The organism is Pseudomonas sp. lyk4-R2A-8 (genome assembly GCF_030209095.1).
GTDB lineage: Bacteria > Pseudomonadota > Gammaproteobacteria > Pseudomonadales > Pseudomonadaceae > Aquipseudomonas > Aquipseudomonas quebecensis.
Genome location: NZ_JARVSS010000011.1, coordinates 469,710 through 495,200, shown reverse-complemented (window position 1 = coordinate 495,200; position 25,491 = coordinate 469,710). Strand labels below are relative to the sequence as shown.

22 protein-coding genes are annotated in these 25,491 nt (G+C 62.0%); 11 read left to right on the top strand and 11 right to left on the bottom strand.

The features are described from left to right. Positions 1-4: 4 nt before the first annotated feature. Both QRN10_RS13215 and QRN10_RS13210 read right to left on the bottom strand, forming a co-directional pair. Positions 5-859 (bottom strand): sulfurtransferase, encoded by an 855-nt coding sequence (locus QRN10_RS13215; RefSeq protein WP_285428521.1) that lies wholly within the window; start codon positions 857-859, stop codon positions 5-7. Positions 860-889: 30 nt separating this feature from the next. Next, a complete protein-coding gene (locus tag QRN10_RS13210) occupies positions 890-1,561 on the bottom strand; it encodes a TetR/AcrR family transcriptional regulator (RefSeq protein WP_181076502.1) in 672 nt (223 codons plus the stop codon). A gap of 146 nt (positions 1,562-1,707) precedes the next feature. Between QRN10_RS13210 and QRN10_RS13205 the strand changes: the two genes are divergently transcribed. From QRN10_RS13205 to QRN10_RS13185, 5 genes are all read left to right on the top strand, one after another. Next, positions 1,708-3,135 carry a coniferyl aldehyde dehydrogenase gene (locus QRN10_RS13205; protein ID WP_266247274.1) on the top strand — a complete coding sequence of 476 codons (1,428 nt, stop codon included), beginning with the start codon at positions 1,708-1,710 and terminating at the stop codon, positions 3,133-3,135. 28 nt (positions 3,136-3,163) lie between these two features. Then, positions 3,164-3,709, top strand: a complete 546-nt coding sequence (locus QRN10_RS13200) for a twin-arginine translocation pathway signal protein (protein WP_253509713.1) — start codon at positions 3,164-3,166, stop codon at positions 3,707-3,709. Positions 3,710-3,746: 37 nt separating this feature from the next. Then, entirely contained in the window at positions 3,747-5,342 is a 1,596-nt protein-coding gene (locus tag QRN10_RS13195; protein WP_285428520.1) for a GMC family oxidoreductase, read from the top strand. A 103-nt stretch (positions 5,343-5,445) separates the two neighbouring features. Continuing rightward, a complete protein-coding gene (coaD, locus tag QRN10_RS13190) occupies positions 5,446-5,925 on the top strand; it encodes a pantetheine-phosphate adenylyltransferase (protein ID WP_003176711.1) in 480 nt (159 codons plus the stop codon). A 102-nt stretch (positions 5,926-6,027) separates the two neighbouring features. Further along, positions 6,028-6,279, top strand: a complete 252-nt coding sequence (locus QRN10_RS13185) for a YfhL family 4Fe-4S dicluster ferredoxin (RefSeq protein WP_181076498.1) — start codon at positions 6,028-6,030, stop codon at positions 6,277-6,279. Positions 6,280-6,397: 118 nt separating this feature from the next. On the opposite strand, the gene mutM is transcribed toward QRN10_RS13185, so the two are convergent. After that, positions 6,398-7,210: a bifunctional DNA-formamidopyrimidine glycosylase/DNA-(apurinic or apyrimidinic site) lyase gene (gene mutM, locus QRN10_RS13180; protein ID WP_034101302.1), complete on the bottom strand. Its 813-nt coding sequence runs from the start codon at positions 7,208-7,210 to the stop codon at positions 6,398-6,400. 21 nt (positions 7,211-7,231) lie between these two features. Further along, positions 7,232-8,098 (bottom strand): HDOD domain-containing protein, encoded by an 867-nt coding sequence (locus QRN10_RS13175; RefSeq protein ID WP_181076497.1) that lies wholly within the window; start codon positions 8,096-8,098, stop codon positions 7,232-7,234. Between the two features lie 226 nt (positions 8,099-8,324). Between QRN10_RS13175 and QRN10_RS13170 the strand changes: the two genes are divergently transcribed. Further along, the gene (locus tag QRN10_RS13170; protein ID WP_181076495.1) at positions 8,325-9,521 is read left to right on the top strand and encodes a class I SAM-dependent rRNA methyltransferase; all 1,197 of its coding nucleotides are present in this window, start codon (positions 8,325-8,327) and stop codon (positions 9,519-9,521) included. A gap of 167 nt (positions 9,522-9,688) precedes the next feature. Beyond that, positions 9,689-10,852 (top strand): MFS transporter, encoded by a 1,164-nt coding sequence (locus QRN10_RS13165; protein ID WP_181076494.1) that lies wholly within the window; start codon positions 9,689-9,691, stop codon positions 10,850-10,852. Here QRN10_RS13165 and QRN10_RS13160 read toward each other — a convergent pair. After that, complete coding sequence (locus tag QRN10_RS13160) at positions 10,849-12,582, bottom strand: DUF4153 domain-containing protein (protein WP_285428519.1); 1,734 nt, start codon at positions 12,580-12,582, stop codon at positions 10,849-10,851. The two genes, QRN10_RS13165 and QRN10_RS13160, sit on opposite strands and share 4 nt — an antisense overlap. Before the next feature lie 278 nt (positions 12,583-12,860). Between QRN10_RS13160 and ilvD the strand changes: the two genes are divergently transcribed. Beyond that, a complete protein-coding gene (ilvD, locus tag QRN10_RS13155; protein WP_181076491.1) occupies positions 12,861-14,702 on the top strand; it encodes a dihydroxy-acid dehydratase in 1,842 nt (613 codons plus the stop codon). 141 nt (positions 14,703-14,843) lie between these two features. Here the strand turns inward: ilvD and QRN10_RS13150 are convergent, their stop codons facing one another. Next, the gene (locus tag QRN10_RS13150; RefSeq protein ID WP_285428518.1) at positions 14,844-15,905 is read right to left on the bottom strand and encodes a haloacid dehalogenase-like hydrolase; all 1,062 of its coding nucleotides are present in this window, start codon (positions 15,903-15,905) and stop codon (positions 14,844-14,846) included. 241 nt (positions 15,906-16,146) lie between these two features. On the opposite strand from QRN10_RS13150, the gene QRN10_RS13145 reads away from it, so the two are divergent. Beyond that, entirely contained in the window at positions 16,147-17,538 is a 1,392-nt protein-coding gene (locus QRN10_RS13145) for an L-cystine transporter (protein ID WP_181076488.1), read from the top strand. A 77-nt stretch (positions 17,539-17,615) separates the two neighbouring features. Here the strand turns inward: QRN10_RS13145 and QRN10_RS13140 are convergent, their stop codons facing one another. Then, entirely contained in the window at positions 17,616-18,128 is a 513-nt protein-coding gene (locus QRN10_RS13140; protein ID WP_285428517.1) for a dihydrofolate reductase, read from the bottom strand. Positions 18,129-18,197: 69 nt separating this feature from the next. Here QRN10_RS13140 and QRN10_RS13135 point away from each other — a divergent pair, with 69 nt between their 5' ends. Together QRN10_RS13135 and QRN10_RS13130 are read left to right on the top strand one after the other, a co-directional pair. Further along, complete coding sequence (locus tag QRN10_RS13135; protein ID WP_285428516.1) at positions 18,198-19,577, top strand: DUF2868 domain-containing protein; 1,380 nt, start codon at positions 18,198-18,200, stop codon at positions 19,575-19,577. Continuing rightward, complete coding sequence (locus QRN10_RS13130; RefSeq protein WP_253509720.1) at positions 19,570-20,937, top strand: DUF3482 domain-containing protein; 1,368 nt, start codon at positions 19,570-19,572, stop codon at positions 20,935-20,937. The genes QRN10_RS13135 and QRN10_RS13130 overlap by 8 nt, the downstream gene beginning before the upstream one ends. Here the strand turns inward: QRN10_RS13130 and QRN10_RS13125 are convergent. The 4 genes from QRN10_RS13125 to QRN10_RS13110 all read right to left on the bottom strand — a co-directional run bounded on the left by QRN10_RS13125 (position 20,928) and on the right by QRN10_RS13110 (position 25,491). Beyond that, positions 20,928-21,491, bottom strand: a complete 564-nt coding sequence (locus tag QRN10_RS13125; protein WP_253509721.1) for a phosphonate degradation HD-domain oxygenase — start codon at positions 21,489-21,491, stop codon at positions 20,928-20,930. The genes QRN10_RS13130 and QRN10_RS13125 overlap by 10 nt on opposite strands. Further along, positions 21,488-22,615, bottom strand: coding sequence for a TIGR03364 family FAD-dependent oxidoreductase (locus tag QRN10_RS13120; RefSeq protein WP_285428515.1), 1,128 nt, complete (start codon positions 22,613-22,615; stop codon positions 21,488-21,490). Before QRN10_RS13120 ends, QRN10_RS13125 begins: the two co-directional genes overlap by 4 nt. Positions 22,616-22,733: 118 nt before the next feature. Further along, complete coding sequence (locus QRN10_RS13115; protein ID WP_253509723.1) at positions 22,734-23,756, bottom strand: putative 2-aminoethylphosphonate ABC transporter substrate-binding protein; 1,023 nt, start codon at positions 23,754-23,756, stop codon at positions 22,734-22,736. Positions 23,757-23,778: 22 nt separating this feature from the next. Next, positions 23,779-25,491: a putative 2-aminoethylphosphonate ABC transporter permease subunit gene (locus QRN10_RS13110; RefSeq protein ID WP_285428512.1), complete on the bottom strand. Its 1,713-nt coding sequence runs from the start codon at positions 25,489-25,491 to the stop codon at positions 23,779-23,781.

Genomic DNA, 25,491 nt, shown 5'->3' with positions numbered 1-25,491 from the left:
AAGCTCAGTCGCCCGTAGCAATCGCCCGCTTCGAATCGGTGATCCACTCGCTCCACGACCCCGCATACAACTTACCCAGTGGATAACCCGCCAGGCTCAGGGCGAACAGGTTGTGGCACGCCGTCACCCCCGAACCGCAATAGGCCACCAGTTCTTCCGGCGAACGCCCCTGCAACTGTGCGGCGAAGCGTTGCTTGAGTTGTTCAGCCGGCAAAAAGCGCCCGTCGCTGCCGAGGTTTTCATTGAATGCCGCGCACTGCGCGCCGGGAATATGCCCGGCAATCGGGTCGATGGGCTCAACGTCGCCGCGAAAACGCGCGCGTGCGCGAGCATCGATCAAGGTCATGCCCGGCTGACCCAAGCGTTTTTGCAGGTGTTCGGCGTCCAGCAGCAGATGATTGTCCGGCTGTCCGACAAAGCTCCCCGCTTCGTTTACCGGAACGTCCAGGCTCAATGGGAAACCGGCGCTGTGCCAAGCCTTGAGGCCGCCATCCAGAATGAACACGCCGTCGCGCTTGCCCAGCCAGGCGAGCAGCCACCATGCCCGCGCAGCATAGGCGCCCGGGCCGTCGTCATATAGCACGACATCGGTATCCGCACTGATGCCCCAGGCCCGCAGTTGCTTGGCGAAGGTGTCCGCCGCCGGTAAAGGGTGGCGGCCGGTCACGCCTTTTACCACCGGACCACTGAGGTGACGATCCAGATCGGCATATTGCGCCCCCTCAATGTGACCTTCTTCATAACTGGAGCGCCCGTAGTCCGGGTCCTCCAGGGCAAAGCGGCAATCGAGGATCACTAGACCTTCGGCCTTGCCGCGCTCGGCCAATTGCTGGGGACTGATCAGTTGGGCAAGCGGCATGGCGGACTCCTGTAGCATTAGAGAAAGGGCCTACTTCACGTCTTCCAGTGCCTGATTCAACGGCACGTAAAACTCCTTGAACAGCGCGTCTACCGCCTCTTTCGCCTGGGGCGTGACAAAACCCGCCTCCAGCACCAGCACCTGATACACCCCGCGTTTGATCGCTTCGGCGCTCAGGTGGGCAGAGTTTTCATTGGTGGTGCACAAAAACCGCACCCAGGAGGTGAGGATGATCCAGGCATTGAGGGTCAGGGCTTCGGTTTGCACCGGGTCCATGTTGAGGATGCCGGCATCGACAAAGCCCTGATAGATAGCACCGCCCTGGATCAGGCAGCGCTGGGAAAAACGCCGATAGCCAGTAGCCAGCTCCGGGTCGCTTTCCAGCAGGTGTTCCAGGTCCCGGTGCAGGAAACGATAGCGCCACATGCCGGCCAGCACGGCCTGCAGGTAGAAGCGCTTGTCCTCCACCTGCATGGCGCGCCCTTGGGGCGGACGCAGGAAGCTGTCCACCAGCGCTTCGTATTCGCGAAACAGCACGGCGATGATCGCCTGCTTGTTGGGGAAGTGGTAGTACAGGTTGCCCGGCGAAATTTCCATATGGGCGGCGATATGGTTGGTGCTGACACTGCGTTCGCCCTGCTGGTTAAAAAGCTCCAGGCTGGTTTGCACAATGCGCTCGCTGGTCTTTACTCGTGGTGCCATAGGGGATCAGCTTCTGTACACGGGATGGGGCATCTTACGGGCTATCTCGGCCTGGATAAATCCATCATGTTGCTGCAATGTTATTTGACAATTTAGAGTAATGACTCTAAAAATCCACGCAGACCAATAACAATCGGTACTGCGCCATGTCCGCCAACGTTGCTTACCTGCAGGATACCCAGGCGCTGGATCAACTCCAGGCGCTGTTTGACGCCCAACGGCATGCCTACGCCGCAAACCCGATGCCGCCGGCCGCGCAACGCCAGCAATGGCTCAAGGCCCTGCGGAATGTGCTCAGCAACGAACGCCAGGCCCTGATCGACGCCATCAGCCAGGACTTCAGCCACCGCAGCGCCGACGAAACCCTCTTCGCTGAATTGATGCCCAGCCTGCATGGCATTCACTACGCCAGCAGACACCTCAAGCGTTGGATGAAACCATCCCGACGCACCGTAGGCATTGCCTTCCAACCGGCCTCAGCCAGCGTTATTTACCAGCCACTGGGGGTCGTCGGTGTGATCGTGCCGTGGAACTACCCGCTGTACCTGGCCATCGGCCCGCTGGTCGGAGCGTTGGCGGCGGGTAACCGGGTGATGCTCAAACTCAGTGAGTCCACTCCCGCTACCGGGCAATTGCTCAAGACGCTGCTGGCGAAAATCTTCCCTGAAGACCTGGTGTGCGTGGTGCTCGGCGAGGCCGATATGGGCATCGCGTTCTCCCGGCTGCGCTTCGATCACTTGCTGTTCACCGGCGCCACCAGTATCGGCAAGCATGTGATGCGCGCGGCGGCGGAACACCTCACCCCGGTAACCCTGGAACTGGGCGGCAAGTCGCCGGCCATCGTTTCCGCAGATGTACCGCTCAAGGATGCCGCCGAGCGCATCGCCTTCGGCAAAGCCTTGAACGCCGGGCAGACCTGCGTCGCGCCGGACTACGTGCTGGTACCAGAAGACCGCATCGAGGGGTTTGTCGAGGCTTACAGCAACGCCATTCGCGGGTTTTATCCCACGCTGACCGACAACCCGGACTACACAGCCATCATTAATGAGCGACAGTTGGCCAGGCTCAACGCCTACGTCAAAGACGCCATCGACAAGGGCGCCACCCTGATTCCGCTGTACGACCAGGGCCAGGCGCGGCGCATGCCTCACAGTCTGCTGCTCAACGTCAGCGACGACATGACTGTGATGCAGGACGAAATCTTCGGCCCGGTGCTGCCGATCGTCCCGTATCGCGGCCTCGAACAGGCCTTTGCCTACATCAACCAGCGCCCTCGCCCCCTGGCGCTGTACTACTTCGGCTACAACAAAGGCGACCAGCAGCGCGTGCTGCACGAAACCCATTCCGGTGGCGTATGCCTGAACGACACCCTGCTGCACGTGGCCCAGGACGATATGCCCTTCGGCGGCATCGGCCCCTCGGGCATGGGCCATTACCACGCTCATGAGGGTTTCCTGACGTTCAGCAAGGCCAAGGGGGTGCTGGTCAAACAGCGCCTGAACGCCACGAAGCTGATCTACCCGCCCTACGGCAAAGCCATTCAGAAGTTGATCCAGAAACTGTTCGTCCGCTGATTCCGCCACCTACGGGATAACAATAACAATGAACCCCAGCCTCACGGATTCACCCGCGCTGTCACGACGCGGCGTCTTGAAGATCGGCCTGTGTGCCAGCGCGTTCCTGGCTACCGCAGGGCTGGGCGCCAGCCTCAGCGGCTGCTCCAGCAGCACCCCGGCCAGCGGCTTTGCCCTGCTGCGCAGCAGCGATTTGCCGTTTTTGCGCGCGGTAATCCCTGTGGTGCTGGAAGGCGTGGCCAGCGCCCAGGAGGTGGCCAGCGGCATCGACGGCACCCTGAAAAAACTCGATTTCAGCCTGCAGCACCTGTCCCCGGAGATGTTCAAGCTCACCCAGCAATTGTTCGACGTACTCGGCATGGGCCTCACCCGTGGACCGCTCACCGGTGTCTGGGGCAGTTGGGAGAACGCCAGTGCCGAGCAGATCCGCAATTTCCTGCATCGCTGGGAAAACAGTTACCTGAACCTGCTGCGCATGGGCCAGGGCTCGCTGCTCAAGCTGGTGATCATGGCCTGGTACTTCCAGCCGGCGTCCTGGGCCCATTGCGGCTACCCCGGGCCGCCGAAGATCTGAACCGCATCCCCCACAATAAAAACAAGAGACGACCCTGATGCCTGTACCCGATCTGTTCCGCGAAGGCCTGGCCCGTGGCTGGAAAACCCATAATGGCGCCGCCCTCGATCAAGACCTGACCCTGGAAACCGATGTCGCGATCATCGGCAGCGGCGCCGGCGGTGGCACCACCGCGGAAATCCTCAGCGCGGCCGGTTACAAGGTGCTGCTGATCGAGGAAGGCCCGCTCAAGACCAGCAGCGATTTCACGTTACTTGAGGACGAGGCCTACACCAGCCTGTACCAGGAAGGCATCGGCCGCATGAGCAAGGACGGCGCAATCACCATCCTGCAGGGCCGCGCGGTGGGCGGTACCACGCTGATCAACTGGACATCGAGTTTTCGCACACCGGACGCAACCCTTTCTCACTGGGCCAGCGAATATACGGTGAAGGGCCACAGCAGCGCCGAGATGGCGCCGTGGTTCGAAAAAATGGAGCAACGCCTGGGCATCGCCCCCTGGGCCATCCCGCCTAACGCCAACAACGATGTCATTCGCAAGGGCTGCGAAAAACTTGGCTACAGCTGGCACGTGATCCCACGCAACGTGCGCGGCTGTTTCAACCTGGGGTATTGCGGCATGGGCTGCCCGGTCAACGCCAAGCAATCGATGCTGGTGACCACCATCCCGTCGACCCTGGAACAAGGCGGCGAGCTGCTCTATCTGGCGCGCGCCGAGCGTTTCAAATATAACGGCGACACCGTCAGCAGCCTGGAGTGCGTGGCGATGGACACCCGCTGTGTAGCGCCCACCGGGCGCAAGATCACGGTCAAGGCCAAGCATTATGTATTGGCCGGTGGCGGCATCAACAGCCCGGCGCTGCTGATGCGGTCGGACGCGCCCGACCCGCATTCGCGACTGGGCAAGCGTACCTTCCTGCACCTGGTGAATTTCTCTGCGGCACTGTTCGACGAGGTGATCAACCCGTTTTACGGCGCGCCGCAGTCGATCTATTCCGACCATTTCCAATGGCAGGACGGCACCACCGGCAAAATGTCCTACAAGCTCGAAGCGCCACCGTTGCACCCGGCGCTGGCCAGTACGCTGCTGGGCGGCTACGGCGCCCAGAATGCACTGGACATGAGCCAGCTACCCAATACCCACGCCATGCTGGCGTTGCTGCGCGACGGCTTTCATCCCGACAGCCCGGGCGGCAATGTGGAGCTGCGCGGCGACGGCACGCCGGTGCTCGACTACCAAGTGTCGGACTATGCCTGGGACGGCCTGCGGCGCGCCTTTCATAGCATGGCCGAGATTCAGTTTGCGGCGGGCGCCACGTCGGTCAAACCGCTGCACCATGATGCGCGCTATGTAAAGACCCTGGCCGAGGCCCGCACGCTGATCGAGGGCCTCAACCTGGAACTGCACCGCACCTGCCTGGGCAGCGCCCACGTGATGGGCGGTTGCGCCATGGGCGAAGACCCGAAAATGGCCGTGGCCGACAGCCTTGGCCGGCACCACCAATTGCGCAATCTGTCGATCCACGACGGTTCGTTGTTCCCCACCAGCATTGGCGCCAACCCGCAATTGTCGGTGTATGGACTGACCGCGCAATTGGCAACGGCATTGGCCGAACGTCTGAAAACAGCGTGAATAAACGTGGGATTCACGGCATCTATCTACATAAGTCGACTTGGCCGACCGAGATGGCTGCGATACCATCCGGTTCCCCAACGGACTCCGCCAGGACGACGCGATGAACCGAGTGTTGTACCCAGGTACCTTCGACCCGATTACCAAAGGCCACGGAGATCTGGTCGAACGCGCCTCTCGCCTGTTTGACCATGTGATCATCGCGGTCGCTGCCAGCCCCAAGAAAAACCCGCTGTTTCCCCTGGAACAGCGCGTGGAGCTGGCGCGAGAGGTCACCAAGCACCTGCCCAACGTGGAAGTGGTGGGCTTTTCCACGTTGCTCGCGCATTTCGCCAAGGAGCAGAACGCCAATGTATTCCTGCGCGGCCTGCGCGCGGTGTCGGACTTCGAATACGAGTTCCAACTGGCCAATATGAACCGCCAACTGGCGCCGGACGTTGAGAGCCTGTTCCTGACGCCGTCGGAGCGTTACTCGTTCATTTCCTCGACGTTGGTCCGGGAAATCGCGGCGTTGGGCGGAGATATCACCAAGTTTGTGCATCCGGCCGTGGCCGATGCACTGACGCTGCGCTTCAAGAAGTAAGACCGCTCAATCGGCGCCTGCTCGCACTGCGGGCGCCAATGCGGCACAATTGCGCGCATTAGTTTTCAGATGCCTTGGCTGACGGCCCTGGCAGGAGTTTCCATGTCCCTGATCATCACCGACGATTGCATCAATTGCGACGTCTGCGAACCCGAGTGCCCGAACGCGGCGATTTCCCAAGGTGAGGAGATCTATGTGATCGACCCCAACCTGTGCACCCAGTGCGTCGGCCACTATGACGAACCTCAGTGCCAGCAGGTGTGCCCGGTGGATTGCATTCCGCTGGATGAAGCCCATCCGGAGACGCAAGAGCAGTTGATGGAGAAGTACCGGCAGATTACCGGTAAGCATTGAGCTTATTCAGCGCCTGTCAGGGCCTTATCGGGGGTAAGCCCTCTTCCACACTTGGAATGTATGCCCAAACTGTGGGAGAGGGCTTGCCCCCGATAGCGATATCAGCCATCACCCGCAATCAGCTCTGGCACCTTGGGCAAAACACACTCGCCCGCTGCCCCAGCACCACATTGCGCAGCTCAGTCCCGCACACCTTGCACGCCTCGCCGCCCCGGCCGTAGACGAACAGTTCCTGCTGAAAATAACCCGGCTGCCCATCGCCGCCGATAAAGTCCCGCAATGTAGTGCCGCCGCGCTCGATGGCCGCTGCCAGCACCCGCTTGATCTCGATCGCTAGCTTCAAATAACGCCCGCGTGAAATGCCGCCGGCCGCTCGACGCGGATCGATCCCCGCCGCAAATAACGCTTCCGTCGCATAGATGTTGCCCACACCGACCACCACCGCGTTGTCCATGATGAACGGTTTGACCGCCATGGACTTGCCGCGGGACTGTTGAAACAGGCGCTCGCCGTCGAACAGGTCGGTCAACGGTTCCGGCCCCAGGCGCAGCAGCAGTTCGTGGTTGTGCGGGTCCTGGCTCCAGAGCATCGCGCCGAAACGCCGGGGGTCGGTGTAGCGCAGGGCCAGGCCGGATTCGAGTTCGATATCCACATGCTCATGCTTGGCCGCCGGCATGCCGGTTTCCACCAGGCGCAGGTTACCGGACATGCCCAGGTGGCTGATCAGAGTGCCCACTTCGGCATTGATCAACAGGTACTTGGCGCGCCGTTCCACCAGCACGATGCGCTGCCCGGAGAGACGCACATCCAGGTCTTCCGGGATCGGCCAGCGCAGGCGCCGTTCGCGCACCACCACACGGCTGACGCGCTGGCCTTCCAGGTGCGGGGCAATCCCGCGACGGGTGGTTTCGACTTCAGGTAACTCGGGCATGTACGCCTCTTGGGTAAAAAATCAGTTCGCGCCCAATTCGCGGATCGACAACTTCATGCTCTCGAAGTCGTAGTCCGACAGCCCCACATAATCGAGCACCAGAGGGCCAACGGCATTCCACTCATGGTCCACCGACTGGTTCCCCAGCACCCGGTAAGACTCGCAGATGTGCTCGGCCATCTTCAGGATCGCCAGCAGGTTCTTCAGCGGTGCATTGCGTGACGATTCGTCGCTGAAAATCGCCAGGGCGTTGTGGTGGTTGGCGATCGCGTCGGTCACATGTTCCGGCAAGCGCCAGGACTTGGCGGTGTAGTAGCCCACCACCGCGTGGTTGGTATTGAACGCGTTGTTCTCGGTATCGACCACGCGGCAGTCCGGCCCGGCATTGGCGTAGGCCTCTTCGAGCACGCTCATGTAGTTGGGAAAGCGCTTGAGCATCAGCGGTACGCCACAATCGTGGAACAGCCCAAGGGCATAGGCCTCGTCCACGGCCTGGGAGCCGGTGCGCTTGGCCACGGTCAGGCTGGTCATGGCCACGTCCTGAGCGGTGTCCCAAAAGCGGTTGAGGGTGACGATGGTTTCATCGCTCATTTCACCCCGGATCGACAAGGCATTGATCAGGTTGATCACCGAACGGCTGCCCAGCAGGTTCACCGCGCGCTGGATCGACGCGATCTTGTTGCTCAGGCCGTAATGCGCCGAGTTGACGATTTTAAGCAGCGCGCCGGACAGGCCCGGGTCCTGGGAGATCAACCGCGCGATCACCTCCAGGTCCGGGTCGGGCATGTACTGCTCCATCTGCAGATCCACCATGATCTGCGGTTGCGGCGGTACGCTGATGCCTTGCAGGGCCTGTTGAATCTGTTCGGCGGTAAGCTCTTGGGACATAAGTACACACTCCGGGCTAGGTGGGGATTCTAACCTTGAAGCAAAGCTGACTGACACCTCAAAAAACCTGAATTGAAACCCGATCAAATGTGGGAGCTGACTTGCCTGCGACAGCATCGCCGCCGTACGTCAGATACAGCGCGCCGTCCGCATCGCAGGCAAGCCAGCGCCCACATAAACCGGTGCGCAAAGGGTATACTCCCGCTCTTTTTTCCGGAGCGACGTCATGTCCCTGCCAAGCCTGCGTCTCAAAGCCAACGCCGATCGTCGTTTGCGCAACGGCCACCTGTGGGTCTACAGCAACGAAATCGATGTGGCCGCCACCCCACTCCACGGGTTCCAGGCAGGCGACCAGGCCATCCTGGAAGCGGCCGGCGGCAAGACCCTCGGCATTGTGGCCATGAGCCCGAACAACCTGATCTGCGCCCGTCTGCTGTCGCGCGACATCAAGTTGCCGCTGGACAAGTCGCTGCTGGTGCATCGCCTGAACGTCGCCCTGTCCCTGCGTGATCGCCTGTTCGACAAACCGTTCTACCGCCTGGTCTACGGCGATTCCGACCTGCTGCCGGGCCTGGTGGTCGACCGTTTCGGCGACATCCTGGTGGTACAGATCGCCTCGGCGACCATGGAAGCCCATAAGGACGACGTGATCGCAGCGCTGACTCAAGTGCTCAAGCCCAGCGGTATCCTGTTCAAGAACGATTCCGCCGCACGCGACGCCGAAGGCCTCAACCGCTATGTCGAAACCGTGTTCGGCCTGGTGCCGGAGTGGGTGGCGCTGGAAGAAAACGGGGTGAAATTCGAAGCCCCGGTGATCCAGGGCCAGAAAACCGGCTGGTTCTACGACCACCGCATGAACCGCGCCCGCCTGGCCCCGTATGCCAAAGGCAAACGCGTACTTGACCTGTACAGCTACATCGGCGGCTGGGGCGTGCAAGCCGCGGCGTTCGGCGCCAATGAAGTGTTCTGCGTCGACGCCTCCGCCTTCGCCCTCGACGGTGTGGAGCGCAACGCGGCGCTCAACGGCGTCGCCGAGAAAATGACCTGCATCGAAGGCGACGTCTTTGAAGCGCTCAAGGAGCTGAAAGCCAGCGAAGAGCGCTTCGACGTGATCGTCGCCGACCCACCGGCCTTCATCAAACGCAAGAAAGACATGAAGAACGGCGAAGGCGCCTACCGCCGCCTGAACGAGCAAGCCATGCGCCTGCTCAGCAAGGACGGCATCCTGGTCAGTGCGTCGTGCTCCATGCACTTGCCGGAGGACGACCTGCAAAACATCCTGCTGACCAGCGCGCGCCATCTGGACCGCAATATCCAGATGCTGGAACGCGGCGGCCAGGGTCCGGATCATCCGGTGCATCCGGCGATCGTGGAGACGCGGTATATCAAGAGCATTACGTGCCGGTTGTTGCCCAATAGCTGAAACGGTGGGAGGGGCCAGCCCCCTCCCACCTTTGCGCGGTGCAATGAAGATTTTTCCTACCGCAGCAAGCTACGTTAATTCAGGAAATTTCTTCCAACACTTTGGATTGCATTGCATTTTTCGCAGACTAGTATCGGTTTCTGGTTTTACGCCGGAAAACAATAACAATGTCTGGGCCCATCCTCTCCCGCTTCATCCTCATCACCAGCATTTCCCTGATCAGCTTCTTCCCGATCAATATCCTGCTGCCCTCCTTCCCGGCGCTGGCAACCCGGTTCGACACCCCCAGTGCAGACATCGCGCTGTCGATCAGTCTGTTTACGCTGGTGTTTTCGATCTCGCAGATGGTCGCCGGGCCGCTCTCGGATAAATGGGGACGCAAGGAAGTCCTGCTCGGCTGTATCGTGCTGTCGATCCTGGGAGCGATGGGCTGCGCACTGGCGAACGACTATCCGACCTTCCTGCTGTTTCGAAGCGTACAGGCTGTGGGCTGCGGTTTCTTCGTACTGGGCCACGCGCTGGTGGAGGACCTGTTCGAAGAACAGCACCGTGCCAGAGTGCGCCTCTATTACATGACCCTGAGCGGCTCGTTTGTCGCACTGTCGCCGCTGATCGGCTCCTGGCTGCAAACCACCTTCGACTGGCAAGGCAGTTTCTACGGCTTTGCACTGATGGCATTGGGCATGTTGATCCATGCGTTCTGCATCCTGCCCTCCAAGTCCACCGGCCCGCATCGCGCGCCGGTGCCCATCCTCGGCACACTCAAAGCTGTTGCGCGCAATCGTGACTTCCTGCGCTACTGGTGGATCGCCGCCCTGGTGTTTGCCTGTTATTTCGCCTTGATCAGCGTGACGCCGATGATTTTCATGGATGCGCTGAAGTTGTCCGAATACCAATATGCGCTGGTGCTGATGGTGTACGGCTTGGCCTATCTGCTCGGCGGCGTGGCGGCTTCGTACCTGCAAAAGCGCATTTCGCTGTCGCGACAAATCAACATCGGCCTAGGGCTACTGCTTGTTGCTGGCGCGCTGTTAACGCTGATCATCAGCCTGAAAGCCATCACCACCGTGACCTTGCTGATTCCAATGCTGATCAGCGCCCTCGCCGTCACCCTGGTTCGACCCGCCGCCATTTCTGCAGCGATGCTGTTATTTTCCAGCCGCGCGGGCACGGCGGCCTCGGCAGGAAACAGCATCATGTTCCTCACCGCCGCCGTCAGCAGCGCGGCACTGGCCCAGGCGGGCGGTCATCTGCTGCTGACCATCGCCCTCAGTTTTATCGGGTTGAGCCTGTGGGGGCTGGTGACCAATCACCGAACAGGCCGCGACTAACGCTCCCGAATTACCGGGGTGAGCAACATGTCACTGGACTCCAATTGCAGGTAACGCGGCTTGGCCAACGATACCTTGCCTGCGCGGATGTCACGGATCAGCGCTTCAGTGTCGACGGCTCCGTCCGGCAGTTGCGTCCACAGCAGCGGGCCGCGATCTCCCCATTGGCCCTTCCGGCCCTGTACAAAAATGCGCGGGAGCATGAAGTCGTGGCTGTAGCCGGTGTGTGGGATGGCCAGCACTTCGGGCCGGCCATCCTCGTCAAGGTCGACCGCCCACAGCACGCAGCCGGGTTCGCAAGGCGAGTCCGCATCCAGGCTGAGGTTCGCGAACTGTTCGCTGCCTTTGGGCTGCGGGCCGATCCATTCCAACTCGGGCTTGGGCCGCTGGGCGCGTTCCTTTTCGTACTGTTCGCTGAAACTCAGCGACGTGTCCTCCATGCGCTCGCGCAGGGCGCGGCGTGCTTGCGGGTCAAGAATGCGCTCCTGATCCAGGTCGGCCTGCAATTTCGCATACGCCTCCTGGCCGGACTTTTCCAGGCCGAAGCGCAGGTTGTTCGCATCGAACGCTTCTGCCTTGATACGCCCGTCGAGCAGACGCCGGACCTGATCGTCGACGCTCAAGCGCACCGGGTCCAGGAGCGGCGTATTGATCAACACCACCAGCCCACAAAACAGCAACGCCAGGGCCGGGTTGGTCACCCGCAAGTTGCCCAGCCAGACCGGCGAGCGCAAGGCCACCGCCCACACCGCCGCCAGGCCGTACAGGCTGCACAATACGGCCAGTGCCAGTGCGATGAAACGCAGGGGCGACAAGGCATATTGCTCGACCCGCAGCCAGCTTGAATAAAACGCCAGCGCGGCAAGAATCGGCAGGCACAGCAGGCTCAACTCGATAAAATGCGTCAACCATTTGGGATACGGTCGAGGCTGGACGCCATCCTGGAACACGCCGTTGAGCAGGAACAACTGCGCCCCGGCCAACACCAGCAGAATCGGGGTGGAATAACCCGTGGCCCAAATCCGCGCCAGCCCGGTGAACGGCAAGGTCAGGGTAAACAACACGCTGATCAGCGCAATCAATGGCAGCAACAGACCGCAGGCGCTCAACAGCATGCTGCGCATCTGGCCGATGACCTTCTCGCTACGCGCCGCCAGATACATCCCCAGCGCAAACACCAGCGGCAGGCTGAAGCACAGGAACAGCTTGCTCCAGAAGTGACGCTCAAAAAACTCGATGCCCAGCATCAGGAACAGTTGGCCCCAGAGTTTGAGCAACAGCATGATCACCGCCACCAGGATCAACGCGTACAGCACGATAAACACGCTGCTCCAGGCTTGCAGGAACAGGTCCTCATAGCGCCAGCGCTGCCCTTTGGTGACGGGCCAGGCGAACAGGAAGGTGGCACAGACATAACACAGCACCAGCAAGCTGATGATCCAGGTATTGATCGCCCAGCGGTGATTGTCATCCGGGTCAAGGCCCTGGCAGACCCAAAATGTCATGCCGCCCATCAGCAGGGTGAACGCCAGGGTAGGCAGCAATGAGCGCCAATGTCGGGCTTTTTCGCCCAGCAGCTGCAACGTAGTGCCGCCGACCAACACCACGGTGCCGGTGACGAAGAACAGCGTCTCGCTCAAGCGATGCAACTGGCCGGCGTAATAGCAGACGATGCCCTGGATCAGGCCGATCAGCAGGTAGAAGCCTAGAAGACGATGAATAACGGGCATTCCAATTCCTTTGGAGCGAGGTAAGAGCAAAGGGCCGCCAGTCTAAACAAAGCCGGTGGCGCTGAGTATTGCCCCATTCCCTCCAGCCGCCAGCGGTGTAGAATCGGCCCTATTCATCGCCAGTCATCCCCCGGCGGGTTTATGAGCTCAAGGCCACGGCGCGCGGCGATCCCGCAGCGTTTGAGGCAACCTCCGGACACACGGCTATTTCTGAGTGTTCCAGACGTCCATAGAAGCTCACTCCCCTTTAGTACCTGATTAGCCGCCCGGAGTGCTCCATGCCAGATTACCGCTCGAAAACATCCACCCACGGCCGCAACATGGCCGGCGCCCGCGCACTGTGGCGCGCCACGGGGATGAAAGATGACGACTTCAAGAAGCCGATCATCGCGATTGCCAACTCCTTTACTCAGTTCGTACCCGGCCACGTCCACCTCAAGGACCTGGGCCAGCTGGTCGCCCGCGAAATCGAACGCGCCGGCGGCGTGGCAAAAGAATTCAACACCATTGCCGTGGACGACGGCATAGCCATGGGCCATGACGGCATGCTGTACTCGCTGCCGAGCCGCGAGATCATCGCCGACTCCGTGGAGTACATGGTCAACGCCCACTGCGCCGACGCCATTGTGTGCATCTCCAACTGCGACAAGATCACCCCCGGCATGTTGATGGCCGCGCTGCGCCTGAACATCCCGGTGATCTTCGTCTCCGGCGGTCCGATGGAAGCCGGCAAGACCAAACTCGCCTCCCATGGCCTGGACCTGGTCGACGCCATGGTCATCGCCGCCGATTCCAGCGCTTCTGACGAGAAGGTGGCGGAATACGAGCGCAGCGCCTGCCCGACCTGCGGTTCGTGCTCCGGCATGTTCACCGCCAACTCGATGAACTGCCTCACCGAGGCCCTCGGCCTGGCACTGCCGGGCAACGGTTCCACCCTGGCCACTCACAGCGACCGCGAGCAGCTGTTCCTGCAGGCCGGCCGCACCATCGTCGAGCTGTGCAAGCGCTACTACGGCGACAACGATGAGTCGGTGTTGCCGCGCAACATCGCCAACTTCAAGGCGTTCGAAAACGCCATGACCCTGGACATCGCCATGGGCGGTTCCACCAATACCATCCTGCACTTGCTGGCCGCGGCCCAGGAAGCCGAGATCGACTTCGACCTGCGCGACATCGACCGGCTGTCCCGCCATGTGCCGCAACTGTGCAAGGTCGCGCCGAACATCCAGAAGTACCACATGGAAGACGTGCACCGCGCCGGCGGGATCTTCTCGATCCTCGGCTCCCTGGCCCGTGGCGGCCTGCTGCACACCGACCTGCCGACCGTGCACAGCAAGACCATGGCCGACGGCATCGCCAAATGGGACATCACCCAGACCGACGACGAAGCCGTGCACACCTTCTTCAAGGCCGGCCCGGCGGGCATCCCGACCCAGACCGCTTTCAGCCAGTCGACCCGTTGGGACACCCTCGACGACGACCGTGAAAACGGCTGTATCCGCAGTGTCGAGCACGCCTACTCCAAAGAAGGCGGCCTGGCCGTGCTGTACGGCAACATCGCCCTCGACGGCTGCGTGGTCAAAACCGCCGGCGTGGATGAGTCCATCCATGTGTTCGAAGGCAACGCGAAAATCTTCGAAAGCCAGGACAGCGCCGTACGCGGCATCCTCGCCGACGAAGTGAAGGCCGGCGACATCGTGATCATCCGCTACGAAGGCCCCAAAGGCGGCCCGGGCATGCAGGAAATGCTCTACCCGACGTCGTACCTGAAATCCAAAGGCCTGGGCAAAGCCTGCGCCCTGCTGACCGATGGACGTTTCTCCGGCGGCACCTCGGGCCTGTCCATCGGCCACGCTTCGCCGGAAGCCGCAGCGGGCGGTGCGATTGGCCTGGTGCAGGATGGCGACAAAGTGCTGATCGACATTCCGAACCGCTCGATCAACCTGTTGATCAGCGACGAAGAACTGGCGGCACGCCGGGTCGAGCAGGATAAAAAAGGCTGGAAGCCGGTGGAGAAGCGTCCGCGCAAGGTCACTACCGCGCTGAAGGCTTACGCCCTGCTCGCTACCAGTGCCGACAAAGGCGCTGTGCGTAACAAGGCGATGCTCGACGGCCTGTAAGACTCGCCCCCATAAAAATGCCCCGCCAAGTGCGGGGCATTTTTTTGCCGGGTCAAATCTCAAAGCCAGCGTGCCAGTTAGCACATTTGCAACTGAACTATTGCAATCGGGGGGCAAGCCCCCTCCCCCATTTTTGATCAGTTACTGGATTTCATCCGGCTTGACGATCACCCAGTTCTTGTCCGCCGTCACCGGCAGCCCTTCCTTGGCCTGCGCCGCCGCATGCTTGGCCATCATGCCGTTGAGTTGGGCCATGTACTTGTCTTTGCGGTTGACCCACAAGTGAATGCCGCCCTTGGCCACGTCCACATCGTGGAACAGCATGTAGCCATCGCTTGTCGGCGTGTCGCCGCCGACGATCAGCGGTTTTTTCCATTCGTCGATGTAGGTGAGGATCGCTGCGTGCTTGCCGGCCATCCAGGTCGCCGGGGTCCACAGGTACGGGGTGAGTTCCAGGCCGAGGTTGGCCTTCTCGTCGTATTTGCCGGCGGCGATCTGTTTACGTGCGGTGGTCAGTTCGCCGGTCTTGCGGTCCTTGAGCAGGGTGGTCACGCCGATCACGCTCTCGGGTTTGACGTTGTAGCCGTACTTCGGGTCGGCGGCGACCATGCGCACCAGTTCTTCCGAGGCGGCGGTCATCACATACACCTCGATGCCGTTTTCCATCAGCTTGTTGTACAGCTCGGCCTGGCCGGTGAAGACTTTCGGCGGCTGCACCTCGGACGTCTTCACCACATCGCCTTCGTAATAACTGACCGGCACGGGCTTGCCGGAGGCCATCAGCTCGTCGACCTGGACTTTGAGTTCCTTGAGGGTGAAGCCGGAAAACACTTGGGCGACCCACGGGTAACAGACCATGTCGTCCACTTCGCACAGGCGATAGTAGTAACTGAACAGACTTTCCTTGTGGTCGGCAGTGTCCTTGAACGGCATTAGCTTGAGCGATGGATCAAGGCTTTCGCGGGTGATGAGCCCCTTGTTTTCCATGTAGGGCAACAGCGACTCTTCGAGGTCGTAGCGGTAGCTGGTGTTGTCCATGTCGAACACCGCGAAGTTGCCCTTGTTGGCGTTGGCGGCGATCATCTCGTTCAACTGCTTGGCGGCGGGTGCCGGCCAGTGTTTCAACTCGGTGTCGGCGAACGCCTGGCCGGCGAGCCCCAGGCAAAGTACGGCGGATACCAGTAGTGTCGGCGCGAGCTTCATAGGCGTTGTCTCCCTGAGTGAAAGACATCGACGCTAACAAATCCCTATGACAGTTCCCACTTCACCCGCGACCGTGCGCGTCCCGTTACCGCCAACGCCATACGCCTTTGCGTCAAACGCTTATTCCAAAAACGACAGTTACCATTCCATATTGGTATTAAATCATTATATTTCAAGCTGTTAGGCTCCCCGGTTCGCAATCGCAGGCTCACGCGATTGGCGCCTTCTCAATGGAGCTCAAATGAATCTGCCGCTGATTCTCAACTTACTGGTGTTCGTGGCCCTGCTGCTGGGCCTGGCACAAACCCGTCGTACCCAATGGAGCCTGGCCAAAAAGGTTCTGTTCGCGCTGGTGCTGGGCGTGGTGTTTGGCGTGGTATTGCATGCCATCTACGGCGCCGGCAACCCGGTGCTCAAGGCCTCCATCGGCTGGTTCGACCTGGTCGGCAACGGCTATGTGCAGTTGTTGCAAATGATCGTGATCCCGCTGGTATTCGCCTCGATCCTCAGTGCCGTGGCGCGCCTGCATAACGCGGCGTCCCTGGGCAAGATCAGCTTCCTGACCATCGGCACGCTGCTGTTCACCACTGCGATTGCGGCGTTGATCGGTATCGCCCTCACCAACCTGTTCGGCCTTACCGCCGAAGGCCTGGTGGCCGGCACCCAGGAAATGGCGCGCCTGCAAGTGATCCAGAGCGATTACGCGGGCAAAGTCGCCGACCTGAATATCCCGCAACTGCTGCTCTCGTTCGTGCCGGCCAACCCGTTTGCCGACCTGGCCCGGGCCAAGCCGACGTCGATCATCAGCGTGGTGATTTTCGCCGCATTCCTGGGGGTTGCCGCGCTGCAGCTGCTCAAGGATGACGTGGAAAAAGGCCAGAAGGTCCTCAACGCCATCGACACCCTGCAAGCCTGGGTGATGCGCCTGGTGCGCCTGGTGATGAAGCTGACCCCGTACGGCGTACTGGCGCTGATGACCAAGGTGGTGGCCAGTTCCAACCTGCAGGACATCATCAAGCTCGGCAGCTTTGTGCTGGTGTCGTACCTGGCTTTGGGCCTGATGTTCGTGGTGCACGGCCTGCTGCTGTCGTTGGCCGGGGTCAACCCACTGCGGTTTTTCCGCAAGGTGTGGCCGGTGTTGACCTTCGCCTTTACCAGTCGCTCCAGCGCGGCCGCGATTCCCCTGAGCATCGAAGCGCAGACCCGTCGCCTGGGTATCCCGCAATCCATCGCCGGCTTCGCCGCTTCGTTCGGCGCGACCATCGGCCAGAACGGTTGCGCCGGTCTCTACCCTGCCATGTTGGCGGTGATGGTGGCGCCGACCGTGGGCATCAACCCGCTGGACCCGCTGTGGATCGCGACCCTGGTAGCGATTGTGACCTTGAGTTCGGCAGGCGTTGCCGGGGTGGGCGGCGGTGCGACCTTTGCCGCGTTGATCGTGCTGCCGGCCATGGGCTTGCCGGTGTCACTGGTGGCGCTGCTGATTTCCGTGGAGCCGCTGATCGACATGGGCCGTACGGCGCTGAACGTGAATGGTTCGATGACGGCCGGCGCGATTACCAGCCAGATCATGGGGCAGACGGACAAGGCGCTGCTGGAGGCGGATGAGCATGCGGAGTTAGCGCAGGCCTGATAGACCGCCATCGGGGCAAGCCCCCTCCCACATTTGGCGTGCATATCAATGTGGGAGGGGGCTTGCCCCCGATGCTTTTAGGCTTTTTCCCAAACTTCAAAGTTGTAGGCTGGCTTGTCGCCCTCAGCCGCATTCTCAGCATTCGACACCAGCGTCCACTGGCTGCGATCAAACTCCGGAAACCACGCATCCCCTTCCGGACTCAACGCCACCCGCGTCAAATACAACCGATCCGCCAGCTCCAGGCCCTGCGCATACAACTGCGCGCCGCCGATCAGCATCAGCTCGTCCACGCCCTGCTCCAATGCCCATGCCTCGGCGCGCTTGACGGCGGCCTCCAGTGACGGAAAAACTTCCGCACCTTCCAGCGCCAGGTCGGTCTGACGGCTGACCACAATGTTCAAGCGCCCCGGCAGCGGTCGGCCCAGGGAGTCCCAGGTCTTGCGCCCCATAATGATCGGCTTGCCGAGGGTGGTGGCCTTGAAATATTTGAAATCCCCGGGCAAATGCCAGGGCATGCGGTTGTCGACGCCGATCACGCGGTTTTCACCGAGGGCTGCGATCAGGCTTAGAGGGAGAGTTTTTTTCATGGCGACGAGAATACCAGAGCCGCGAGTCAGCGGTTATGCTCCAGACTCACTTGCTCAACAGGACAGCGCGTGACTGCACTGAACTCGCTACACACACTCTGGCTGACGGAAACCGTGCGGCTGCGTGAAGAACACGCCGGCAACCTCGAAGACCAGGAAGCCAACCGCCTGGCCCGCACGGCCGGAGGCGACCTGCCGACGCGCATTCAACGACGCGCCTTGCACCTGGCCGAGCGCGATGGCTTGGTGGCGGCCCTGACCCGCTGGTTGCAAGGCGCGCGCCTGGCGCTGGTGCTGCTGGCGATACTCGCGGTGGTCAGCGGTGCCGCCCTGGCGTTTGCCGCGCTGGGTAACGGATTGGCGCCAGTGAACGTGTTCTGGGCGCTGGGCAGCCTGCTCGGCTTGAACCTGATTCTGCTGATCAGCTGGGCATTGGGCCTGCTATTGGCCGGCGAACATAGCGCCAGCCTCGGGCGCCTGTGGCTGTGGCTCAGCGAAAAATTCGCGCGTGATGCCAAGGCCGCGCAATTGGCCCCGGCCCTGTTACTGCTGTTGCAACGGCAGAAGCTCAATCGCTGGGCCGTAGGCGTCCTGGTCAATAGCCTCTGGCTGCTGGCATCGCTCAGTGCGCTGGTGATTCTTCTGACATTGCTTGCCACACGCCGCTACGGCTTTGTGTGGGAAACCACTATCCTCGGCGCCGATACCTTCGTCGCTGTGACACAAGCGCTGGGTACCTTGCCTGCCCTGCTCGGCTTCAACGTGCCAAGCGCCGAGATGATCCGCGCCAGCGGGGATGCAGCCGTGAATATCGAGCGTGCGCGCCAGGCCTGGGCAGCGTGGCTGGTCGGCGTGTTGCTGGTTTACGGCCTGCTGCCTCGCCTGATCCTCGCCCTGCTCTGCCTGTGGCGCTGGAAACGCGGACGCGCCGCCCTGCGCCTAGACCTCAACCTGCCCGGCTACAGCCAACTGCGCGAGCGCCTGATGCCAAGCAGCGAGCGTCTTGGGGTTAATGACGCCGCGCCCGATCACTTGCATGCCGTCATCGGCGGCGTGAGTGAACAGGACAGCAATGGCGCCCTGCTGGTGGCCATCGAACTGGACGGTCAGCACCCCTGGCCGCCCAAACTGCCGGCCAACGTAAGTAACGCCGGTATTCTCGACAGCCGCGAATCGCGCCACAAACTGCTGGAACAACTCACGCGCTTCCCACCTGCGCGCCTGGCCATTGCCTGCGACCCACGGCGCTCGCCGGATCGCGGCAGCCTGGCGCTGATCGCCGAGCTGGCTCGCAGCGCCAGCGCCGCCCGCGTCTGGCTGTTGCAGGCGCCACCCGGCCAGGCGCTGGACGCCGAACGCCTGGGCGATTGGCACAACGCGCTGCAACAGCTCGAGCTTCCCTTCGCCGACTGCGCACCGTTGAACTGGCTGGAGACCGGTCATGACTAAGCCGCTGAAACTCGCCGTGGTCGGCCACACCAACGTCGGCAAGACCTCGCTGTTGCGTACCCTGACCCGCGATGTGGGCTTCGGCGAAGTCTCCCATCGCCCCAGCACCACGCGGCATGTCGAAGGCGCGCGCCTGTCGGTGGACGGTGAAGCCTTGCTGGAGTTGTACGACACGCCCGGTCTGGAAGACGCCATCGCCCTGCTCGATTACCTGGAGCGCCTGGACCGCCCTGGCGAACGGCTTGACGGCCCGGCGCGCCTGGCGCGCTTCCTGGAGGGCAGTGAAGCGCGCCAGCGGTTCGAACAGGAGGCCAAGGTGCTGCGCCAACTGCAGGCCTCGGACGCCGGCTTGTACGTGATCGATGCCCGCGAACCGGTGCTCGCCAAATACCGCGACGAACTGCAGGTGCTGGCCAGTTGCGGCAAGCCGTTGTTGCCGATACTCAACTTCGTCAGCAGCAGCGACCACCGCGAGCCGGACTGGCGTGAAGCCCTGGCACGCCTCGGCCTGCATGCGCTGGTGCGTTTTGACAGCGTCGCGCCGCCCGAAGACGGCGAACGGCGCTTGTATGAAAGCCTCGCCCTGCTGCTGGAAAACGCCCGGCCGCAGTTAGAAAGGCTGGTTCTTGACCAGGAGGCTCAACGCCAGGCCCGCCAGCAAAGCGCCGCGCGGTTGATCGCCGAGCTGCTGATCGACTGCGCCGCGTGCCGACGCAGCGTGGTCACCGAGGACGAGCACAACGCAATCGGCGAACTGCGCAAGGCTGTGCGTCAACGCGAACAAAAGTGTGTGGACGCCTTGCTCAAACTCTTCGGGTTCCGCCCGCAGGATGCCGCCGCCAGTGATTTGCCGTTGCTGGACGGGCGCTGGGGCGACGACCTGTTCAACCCCGAAACCCTCAAGCAACTCGGCGTGCGCGTCGGCGGCGGGATCGCTGCCGGTGCGGCGGCCGGTGCGGGTGTGGATCTGCTGGTCGGCGGCCTGACCCTCGGCGCCGCCGCCCTGGCCGGTGCGATTGCCGGAGGCGCGCTGCAAACCGCACGCAGCTATGGCAACCGCTTGATGGGCAAGCTCAAGGGTCACCGCGAGCTGACCGTGGACGACAGCGTGCTGCGCCTGCTCGCCCTGCGCCAACGCCAGTTGCTCAAGGCCCTCAACCTGCGCGGCCATGCGGCGATGCACAGCATCAAAGTGGACACACCCCAGGACAAAACCTGGCGCGAGGGCAAACTGCCCGACGCCCTGCATAAGGCCCGCGCCCACCCGCAATGGTCGTCCCTCAACCCCCATGCAAGACTGAGCCAGGCCGAGCGCCAGGAACAGATCGACGCCCTCGCCGAGCGCCTCGATCAGGACTGAGCCGTCAGCAACCGCCGTGCCTTGGCCTTGAGCCATTCAAGGTCGAGCGGCGGCACATTGGGCTGCTTGGCCATCTCATCCCAATGCCGCAGACGCACACTCACCGCGCAGAGCGGGTCCTGTTCGAAGGCCCGGGCCTCGACCGCACTCATCATGCCGCCCTGGTAAGCCAGGGTGCGGCGGCTGGCCTCGCTCAGGCGTGCGTAATAATCCGGCTGGCTGAAGGTCAGGTAACGCTTGGCCTGGACGTGATACTCCACAAGCCTGGCCAGGCGTTCGCTGAAGCCGGCTCGGCGCAGGTAATCCGCCCCCAGCCGCTCATGGCTGACCACGCCGTAACCGCCCATGCTCTCGGCACGTTGATCACAAAGATGGCCGATATCATGAAAGAACGCCGCTAATACCACTTCGTCATCGAAGCCTTCGGCGAGGGCCTGCTGCGCGGCCTGGGACATATGCTCGAGCTGCGACACCGGTTCGCCGATGTAGTCCGCCGCGCCGTGCTGTTCGTACAGGCCGAACACATTGACAATCGTCTGCTCCGGGCTACTCACGCCTCACCCCACAGCGCCGCAACGTTGCGCTCGCCCAGCGCCGGCCCCACGCTCATGCCCACGCCGGTGTGCATCAACGCCGCGCTGACCCCTGGCGCTGCCCGTACGAAGGAAAACGGCCCCGGTCCGCGCGCGCCATAAACCCCCTGCCAGCGCTCGACTACCTGAATTGCACAACCCAGGGTCTGCTCGGCCAGTTCAATCATCCAGTTGTCCACCTGTTCGCCGTTGAAGGGTGACGCATCCCGGCCGTAATCATGGGAATCGCCGATGATCAGCTCACCATAAGGCGTGGGGCTGATCAGCAGATGAATGCCATGCTCGTGCAGGTGCGGCGCATCGCGCAGGATCTGCGCCTGCACCGCCGCCGCTTCCGGCAGATCGGCGAACGCGCCGTAATGCACGCAACTGAGGCCCGTGAGCAAAGCATGTTGCAGGTTCAGATTCAGCGCTGGTCGCGCCCGTAGCATTTGCAGGCGGCAGATACTCGGGTTGAGTTCGGCCAGCGCTTCGGCCAGCAGAGTTTGGTAGTCATGGCCGGAACAGACGATGATCTGTTCGCCGCGAAAGCTGCCCGCCGTGCTGTGCACGTGGCCCGGCTCAACGTCGCGCACCAGGGTAGAAAAGTGAAATTCCACCTTCAGTTCGCGGCGAAGATAGTCGATCAACGCCGGGAGAGCTTCCCGCGAATACAGTTGCTGGTCGTCGCGACCGTGCAGCGCGGCCCGGTGATGACGGAACTGGCCGCCGTACAGATCGCGCATTGCCGCGCCCTGCAGCAGCTCCACGTTGTACCCGTGTTCCTGCGCGCGCCCGGCGCAGAACGCTTCCAGCAGGTGTTCTTCCGCTTCGGTGCGGGCGAACAGGTAAGCGCCGTTGCGCTTGAGCGGCAGGCCCGCCACCTGGGCCCAATGCCCCCAGATGTCACGGCTTTGCCGCGCCAGGTCGAGCATCGGCCCAGGCGGCTGGCCGGTAACCAGGGCCTGGCCGAAGTTACGTACCGAGGCGCCCAGAGGCGTGGCGCTGCGTTCGAACACCTTGACCTTGAGCCCACGCTTGGCGGCGGCGTAGGCGTGGGACAGGCCGAGGATGCCGGCGCCGACAATTAACAGATCACTGCTCATGCGTTCCTCTCGTTCCCACACTGTGTGGGAATGCATCCAGTGACGCTCTGCGTCACTCATTTAACAGCGGACGCGGAGCGTCCAGGGCGCATTCCCACGCGGAGCGTGGGAACGATCATTACTGACCGGCGACCTTCTCCGACTTACCGTCATAGCGCTTGCGCCATTCGGTCAGGATGCTGTCGCGGTTTTTCGAGGCCCAGGCGAAGTCGTTCTTGATCAAGCGTTGCTCGTAGTCGGCCGGCAACTCGGTCTGCGGCTTGGCGATACCTGGCTGGGCGAGTACCGCAAAGTTGTCCTTGTACAGCTCCATCGCAGCGGGGCTGGCGGAGAAGTCGGCGAGTTTTTTCGCCGCATCGGCGTGGGCGGTGCCTTTCATCACGGCGGTGGCTTCGATGTCCCAGCCCAGGCCTTCTTTGGGCAGGATGATGTCCAGCGGCGCCCCTTGGCGTTTGAGCTGGACCGCCGGGTACTCAAACGAAATACCGATCGGGAATTCACCGGAAGCCGCCAACTTGCAAGGCTTGGAGCCGGAGTGGACGTACTGGCCGATGTTCTGGTGCAGGTCATCCATGTACTGCCAGCCCTGCTTCTCGCCGAAGGTTTGCAACCAGGCACTCACGTCAAGGAAACCGGTGCCGGACGACGCCGGGTTGGGCATCACGATCTTGCCCTTGTATTCAGGTTTGGTCAGGTCCTGCCAGCTCACCGGTTTGGTCAGGCCCTGCTTCTCGGCTTCGACGGTATTGAAACAGATCGTCGCGGCCCAGACGTCCATGCCGACCCACGCGGGCGGATTGGCAGGGTCGCGGTAATTCTTGCCGATCTTGTCCAAATCCTTCGGCGCATAGTTGTCCAGCATGCCCTGCTGCTCGAGGATCGCCAGGCTCGAGGCGGCCAGGCCCCACACCACGTCAGCCTGCGGGCGATCTTTTTCGGCCAGCAGCTTGGCGGTGATGATCCCGGTGGAGTCGCGTACCCATTTGATCTCGATATCGGGGTTGGCCTGCTCGAAGGCTTTTTTATAGGTCTTCAACTGCTCGGCTTCGAGGGCCGTGTACACGGTGAGGTCGGTCTTGGCGAAGGCATTCAGGCTGAATGCGGTGAGTACGGCAGCGACCAGCGCCAGGGGCTTGAACATAAGGAACCTCCTTCAGGGTTGTTTATTGGCCGGGCGCGGTCTGGCGCCAGGCTTGGGAGCGACGCAAGGCGCCGCGTGACGCCCACGCCAGCAGCAGCGAGACGCCGCCCGAGGTGAACAGGATCAAAGTGGACATGGCCGCCGCGCCGCCTACATTGCCGGCGTCGTCCATGTTCAACACGGCAACGGCGGCGAGAATGGTGTCGGGGCTGTAGAGGAAGATCGCGGCGGACACGGTGGTCATCGCCGACACGAATAAATAGCGCAGGATGTCCAGCAGCGCCGGCAGGCAGATCGGTACCGTGACTTTCAAGTAATGGCGATACAGCGGCGCCTTGAGCGACAGCGCGGCGGCTTCAAACTCAGCGTCCAACTGGCGCAGCGCGGTAGTAGCGGTCATCTGTGCGGTGGTCAAATAGTGAGCAATGGTGCACACCACCAACAGGGTCATGGTCCCGTAGAACACATGCAGCGGGTTGCCGTTGAGGTTGAAAAAGAACACGTAGCCCAAACCCAGCACCAACCCCGGCACCGCCATCGGAATGAAACTGAGCATGCGCAACGTCAGATTGAGGTGCTTCTGGCCCTTGGTCTTTTCCATCAGGTAGGCACCGGTGAAAATCAGCACGCTGCCGATCAATGCCGTACACAGCGCCAGGGTCAGGCTGTTGCGATACGCCAGCCAACCACCGCCGGCGGTGTCCTCGAACTGGTAATGAGCGAGGGACAGCGACAGGTTGTACGGCCAGAACTTCACCAGCGAGGAATACACCGCCATGCCAAATACCAGCAGCAACAGCGCGCAGATCAGCAGCACGATGACCAGGTAGCAGGCGTCTCTCAAGCGCGACGGCGCCGGACGAAAGACTTGGGCGCGACCGCTCATGGCATCGCCGTGACGACGGCGCAGCCAGGCGTCCACAGCGAAGCTGAACAGCGCCGGCAGGAGCAGGACCATGCCGATCAACGCACCGCGACCGAACTGCTGCTGGCCGACCACCGCCTTGTACGCCTCCAGCGCCAGTACCTGATAATCGCCGCCAACCACCACAGGCACGCCGAAATCGGTGATGGTCAGGGTGAACACCAGGCAGAACGCGGCGAACACGGCCTGGCGCGTGGCCGGCCAGGTAATGCTGCGAAACGCCCGGGCCGGGCTGGCACCCATACTCGATGCGGCATCGAACAGGCGCGCATCCGCCAGCGAGAGCGCCGACAGCAAAATCATCAGCGCGTGTGGGAAGGTGTAGATCACTTCGCCGAGCACGATGCCCCAGAAGCCGTAGATATTATCCGCGAGCATCCCGCGCAGCAGACCCTGGTTGCCGAACAGGTATACCAGCGCGATGCCCGGCAACATCGAGGGCGCCATCAATGGCAGCAATGACAGGCCGCGCCAGATCGCTTTGCCGGGAATCAATGTACGTTGCAGCGCGTAGGCAAACAGGTAGGCCAGCGGTACGACGATGGCCGCCACGCTGAGGGAGACTTTCAGGCTATTGCCCAACAACCAGTGGAAGTTGGCGCTGGTCACCAGTTCACGTGCAGCGACAAAACCGCCGCCCTGCCCGGCCTCGTTGCTGAAACCACGCCAGAAGATCGCCAGCAATGGCAACAACACCGCGACACTCAGCAGGCTCAGCCACAGCCATTTGCCGCCGACCACAAAAATGCGGTCGCCCCACTCGGCACGGGAAACCTGACGCGTTGCAGGCACACTCATTACTACGGCCAT

What these genes read in the sequence shown, in the direction of transcription:
- QRN10_RS13215 (WP_285428521.1), bottom strand. Translation starts at nt 859, where the DNA reads ATGCCGCTTGCCCAACTGATCAGTCCCCAGCAATTGGCCGAGCGCGGC.
- QRN10_RS13210 (WP_181076502.1), bottom strand. Translation starts at nt 1,561, where the DNA reads ATGGCACCACGAGTAAAGACCAGCGAGCGCATTGTGCAAACCAGCCTG.
- QRN10_RS13205 (WP_266247274.1), top strand. Translation starts at nt 1,708, where the DNA reads ATGTCCGCCAACGTTGCTTACCTGCAGGATACCCAGGCGCTGGATCAA.
- QRN10_RS13200 (WP_253509713.1), top strand. Translation starts at nt 3,164, where the DNA reads ATGAACCCCAGCCTCACGGATTCACCCGCGCTGTCACGACGCGGCGTC.
- QRN10_RS13195 (WP_285428520.1), top strand. Translation starts at nt 3,747, where the DNA reads ATGCCTGTACCCGATCTGTTCCGCGAAGGCCTGGCCCGTGGCTGGAAA.
- coaD (WP_003176711.1), top strand. Translation starts at nt 5,446, where the DNA reads ATGAACCGAGTGTTGTACCCAGGTACCTTCGACCCGATTACCAAAGGC.
- QRN10_RS13185 (WP_181076498.1), top strand. Translation starts at nt 6,028, where the DNA reads ATGTCCCTGATCATCACCGACGATTGCATCAATTGCGACGTCTGCGAA.
- mutM (WP_034101302.1), bottom strand. Translation starts at nt 7,210, where the DNA reads ATGCCCGAGTTACCTGAAGTCGAAACCACCCGTCGCGGGATTGCCCCG.
- QRN10_RS13175 (WP_181076497.1), bottom strand. Translation starts at nt 8,098, where the DNA reads ATGTCCCAAGAGCTTACCGCCGAACAGATTCAACAGGCCCTGCAAGGC.
- QRN10_RS13170 (WP_181076495.1), top strand. Translation starts at nt 8,325, where the DNA reads ATGTCCCTGCCAAGCCTGCGTCTCAAAGCCAACGCCGATCGTCGTTTG.
- QRN10_RS13165 (WP_181076494.1), top strand. Translation starts at nt 9,689, where the DNA reads ATGTCTGGGCCCATCCTCTCCCGCTTCATCCTCATCACCAGCATTTCC.
- QRN10_RS13160 (WP_285428519.1), bottom strand. Translation starts at nt 12,582, where the DNA reads ATGCCCGTTATTCATCGTCTTCTAGGCTTCTACCTGCTGATCGGCCTG.
- ilvD (WP_181076491.1), top strand. Translation starts at nt 12,861, where the DNA reads ATGCCAGATTACCGCTCGAAAACATCCACCCACGGCCGCAACATGGCC.
- QRN10_RS13150 (WP_285428518.1), bottom strand. Translation starts at nt 15,905, where the DNA reads ATGAAGCTCGCGCCGACACTACTGGTATCCGCCGTACTTTGCCTGGGG.
- QRN10_RS13145 (WP_181076488.1), top strand. Translation starts at nt 16,147, where the DNA reads ATGAATCTGCCGCTGATTCTCAACTTACTGGTGTTCGTGGCCCTGCTG.
- QRN10_RS13140 (WP_285428517.1), bottom strand. Translation starts at nt 18,128, where the DNA reads ATGAAAAAAACTCTCCCTCTAAGCCTGATCGCAGCCCTCGGTGAAAAC.
- QRN10_RS13130 (WP_253509720.1), top strand. Translation starts at nt 19,570, where the DNA reads ATGACTAAGCCGCTGAAACTCGCCGTGGTCGGCCACACCAACGTCGGC.
- QRN10_RS13120 (WP_285428515.1), bottom strand. Translation starts at nt 22,615, where the DNA reads ATGAGCAGTGATCTGTTAATTGTCGGCGCCGGCATCCTCGGCCTGTCC.
- QRN10_RS13115 (WP_253509723.1), bottom strand. Translation starts at nt 23,756, where the DNA reads ATGTTCAAGCCCCTGGCGCTGGTCGCTGCCGTACTCACCGCATTCAGC.
- QRN10_RS13110 (WP_285428512.1), bottom strand. Translation starts at nt 25,491, where the DNA reads ATGGCCGTAGTAATGAGTGTGCCTGCAACGCGTCAGGTTTCCCGTGCC.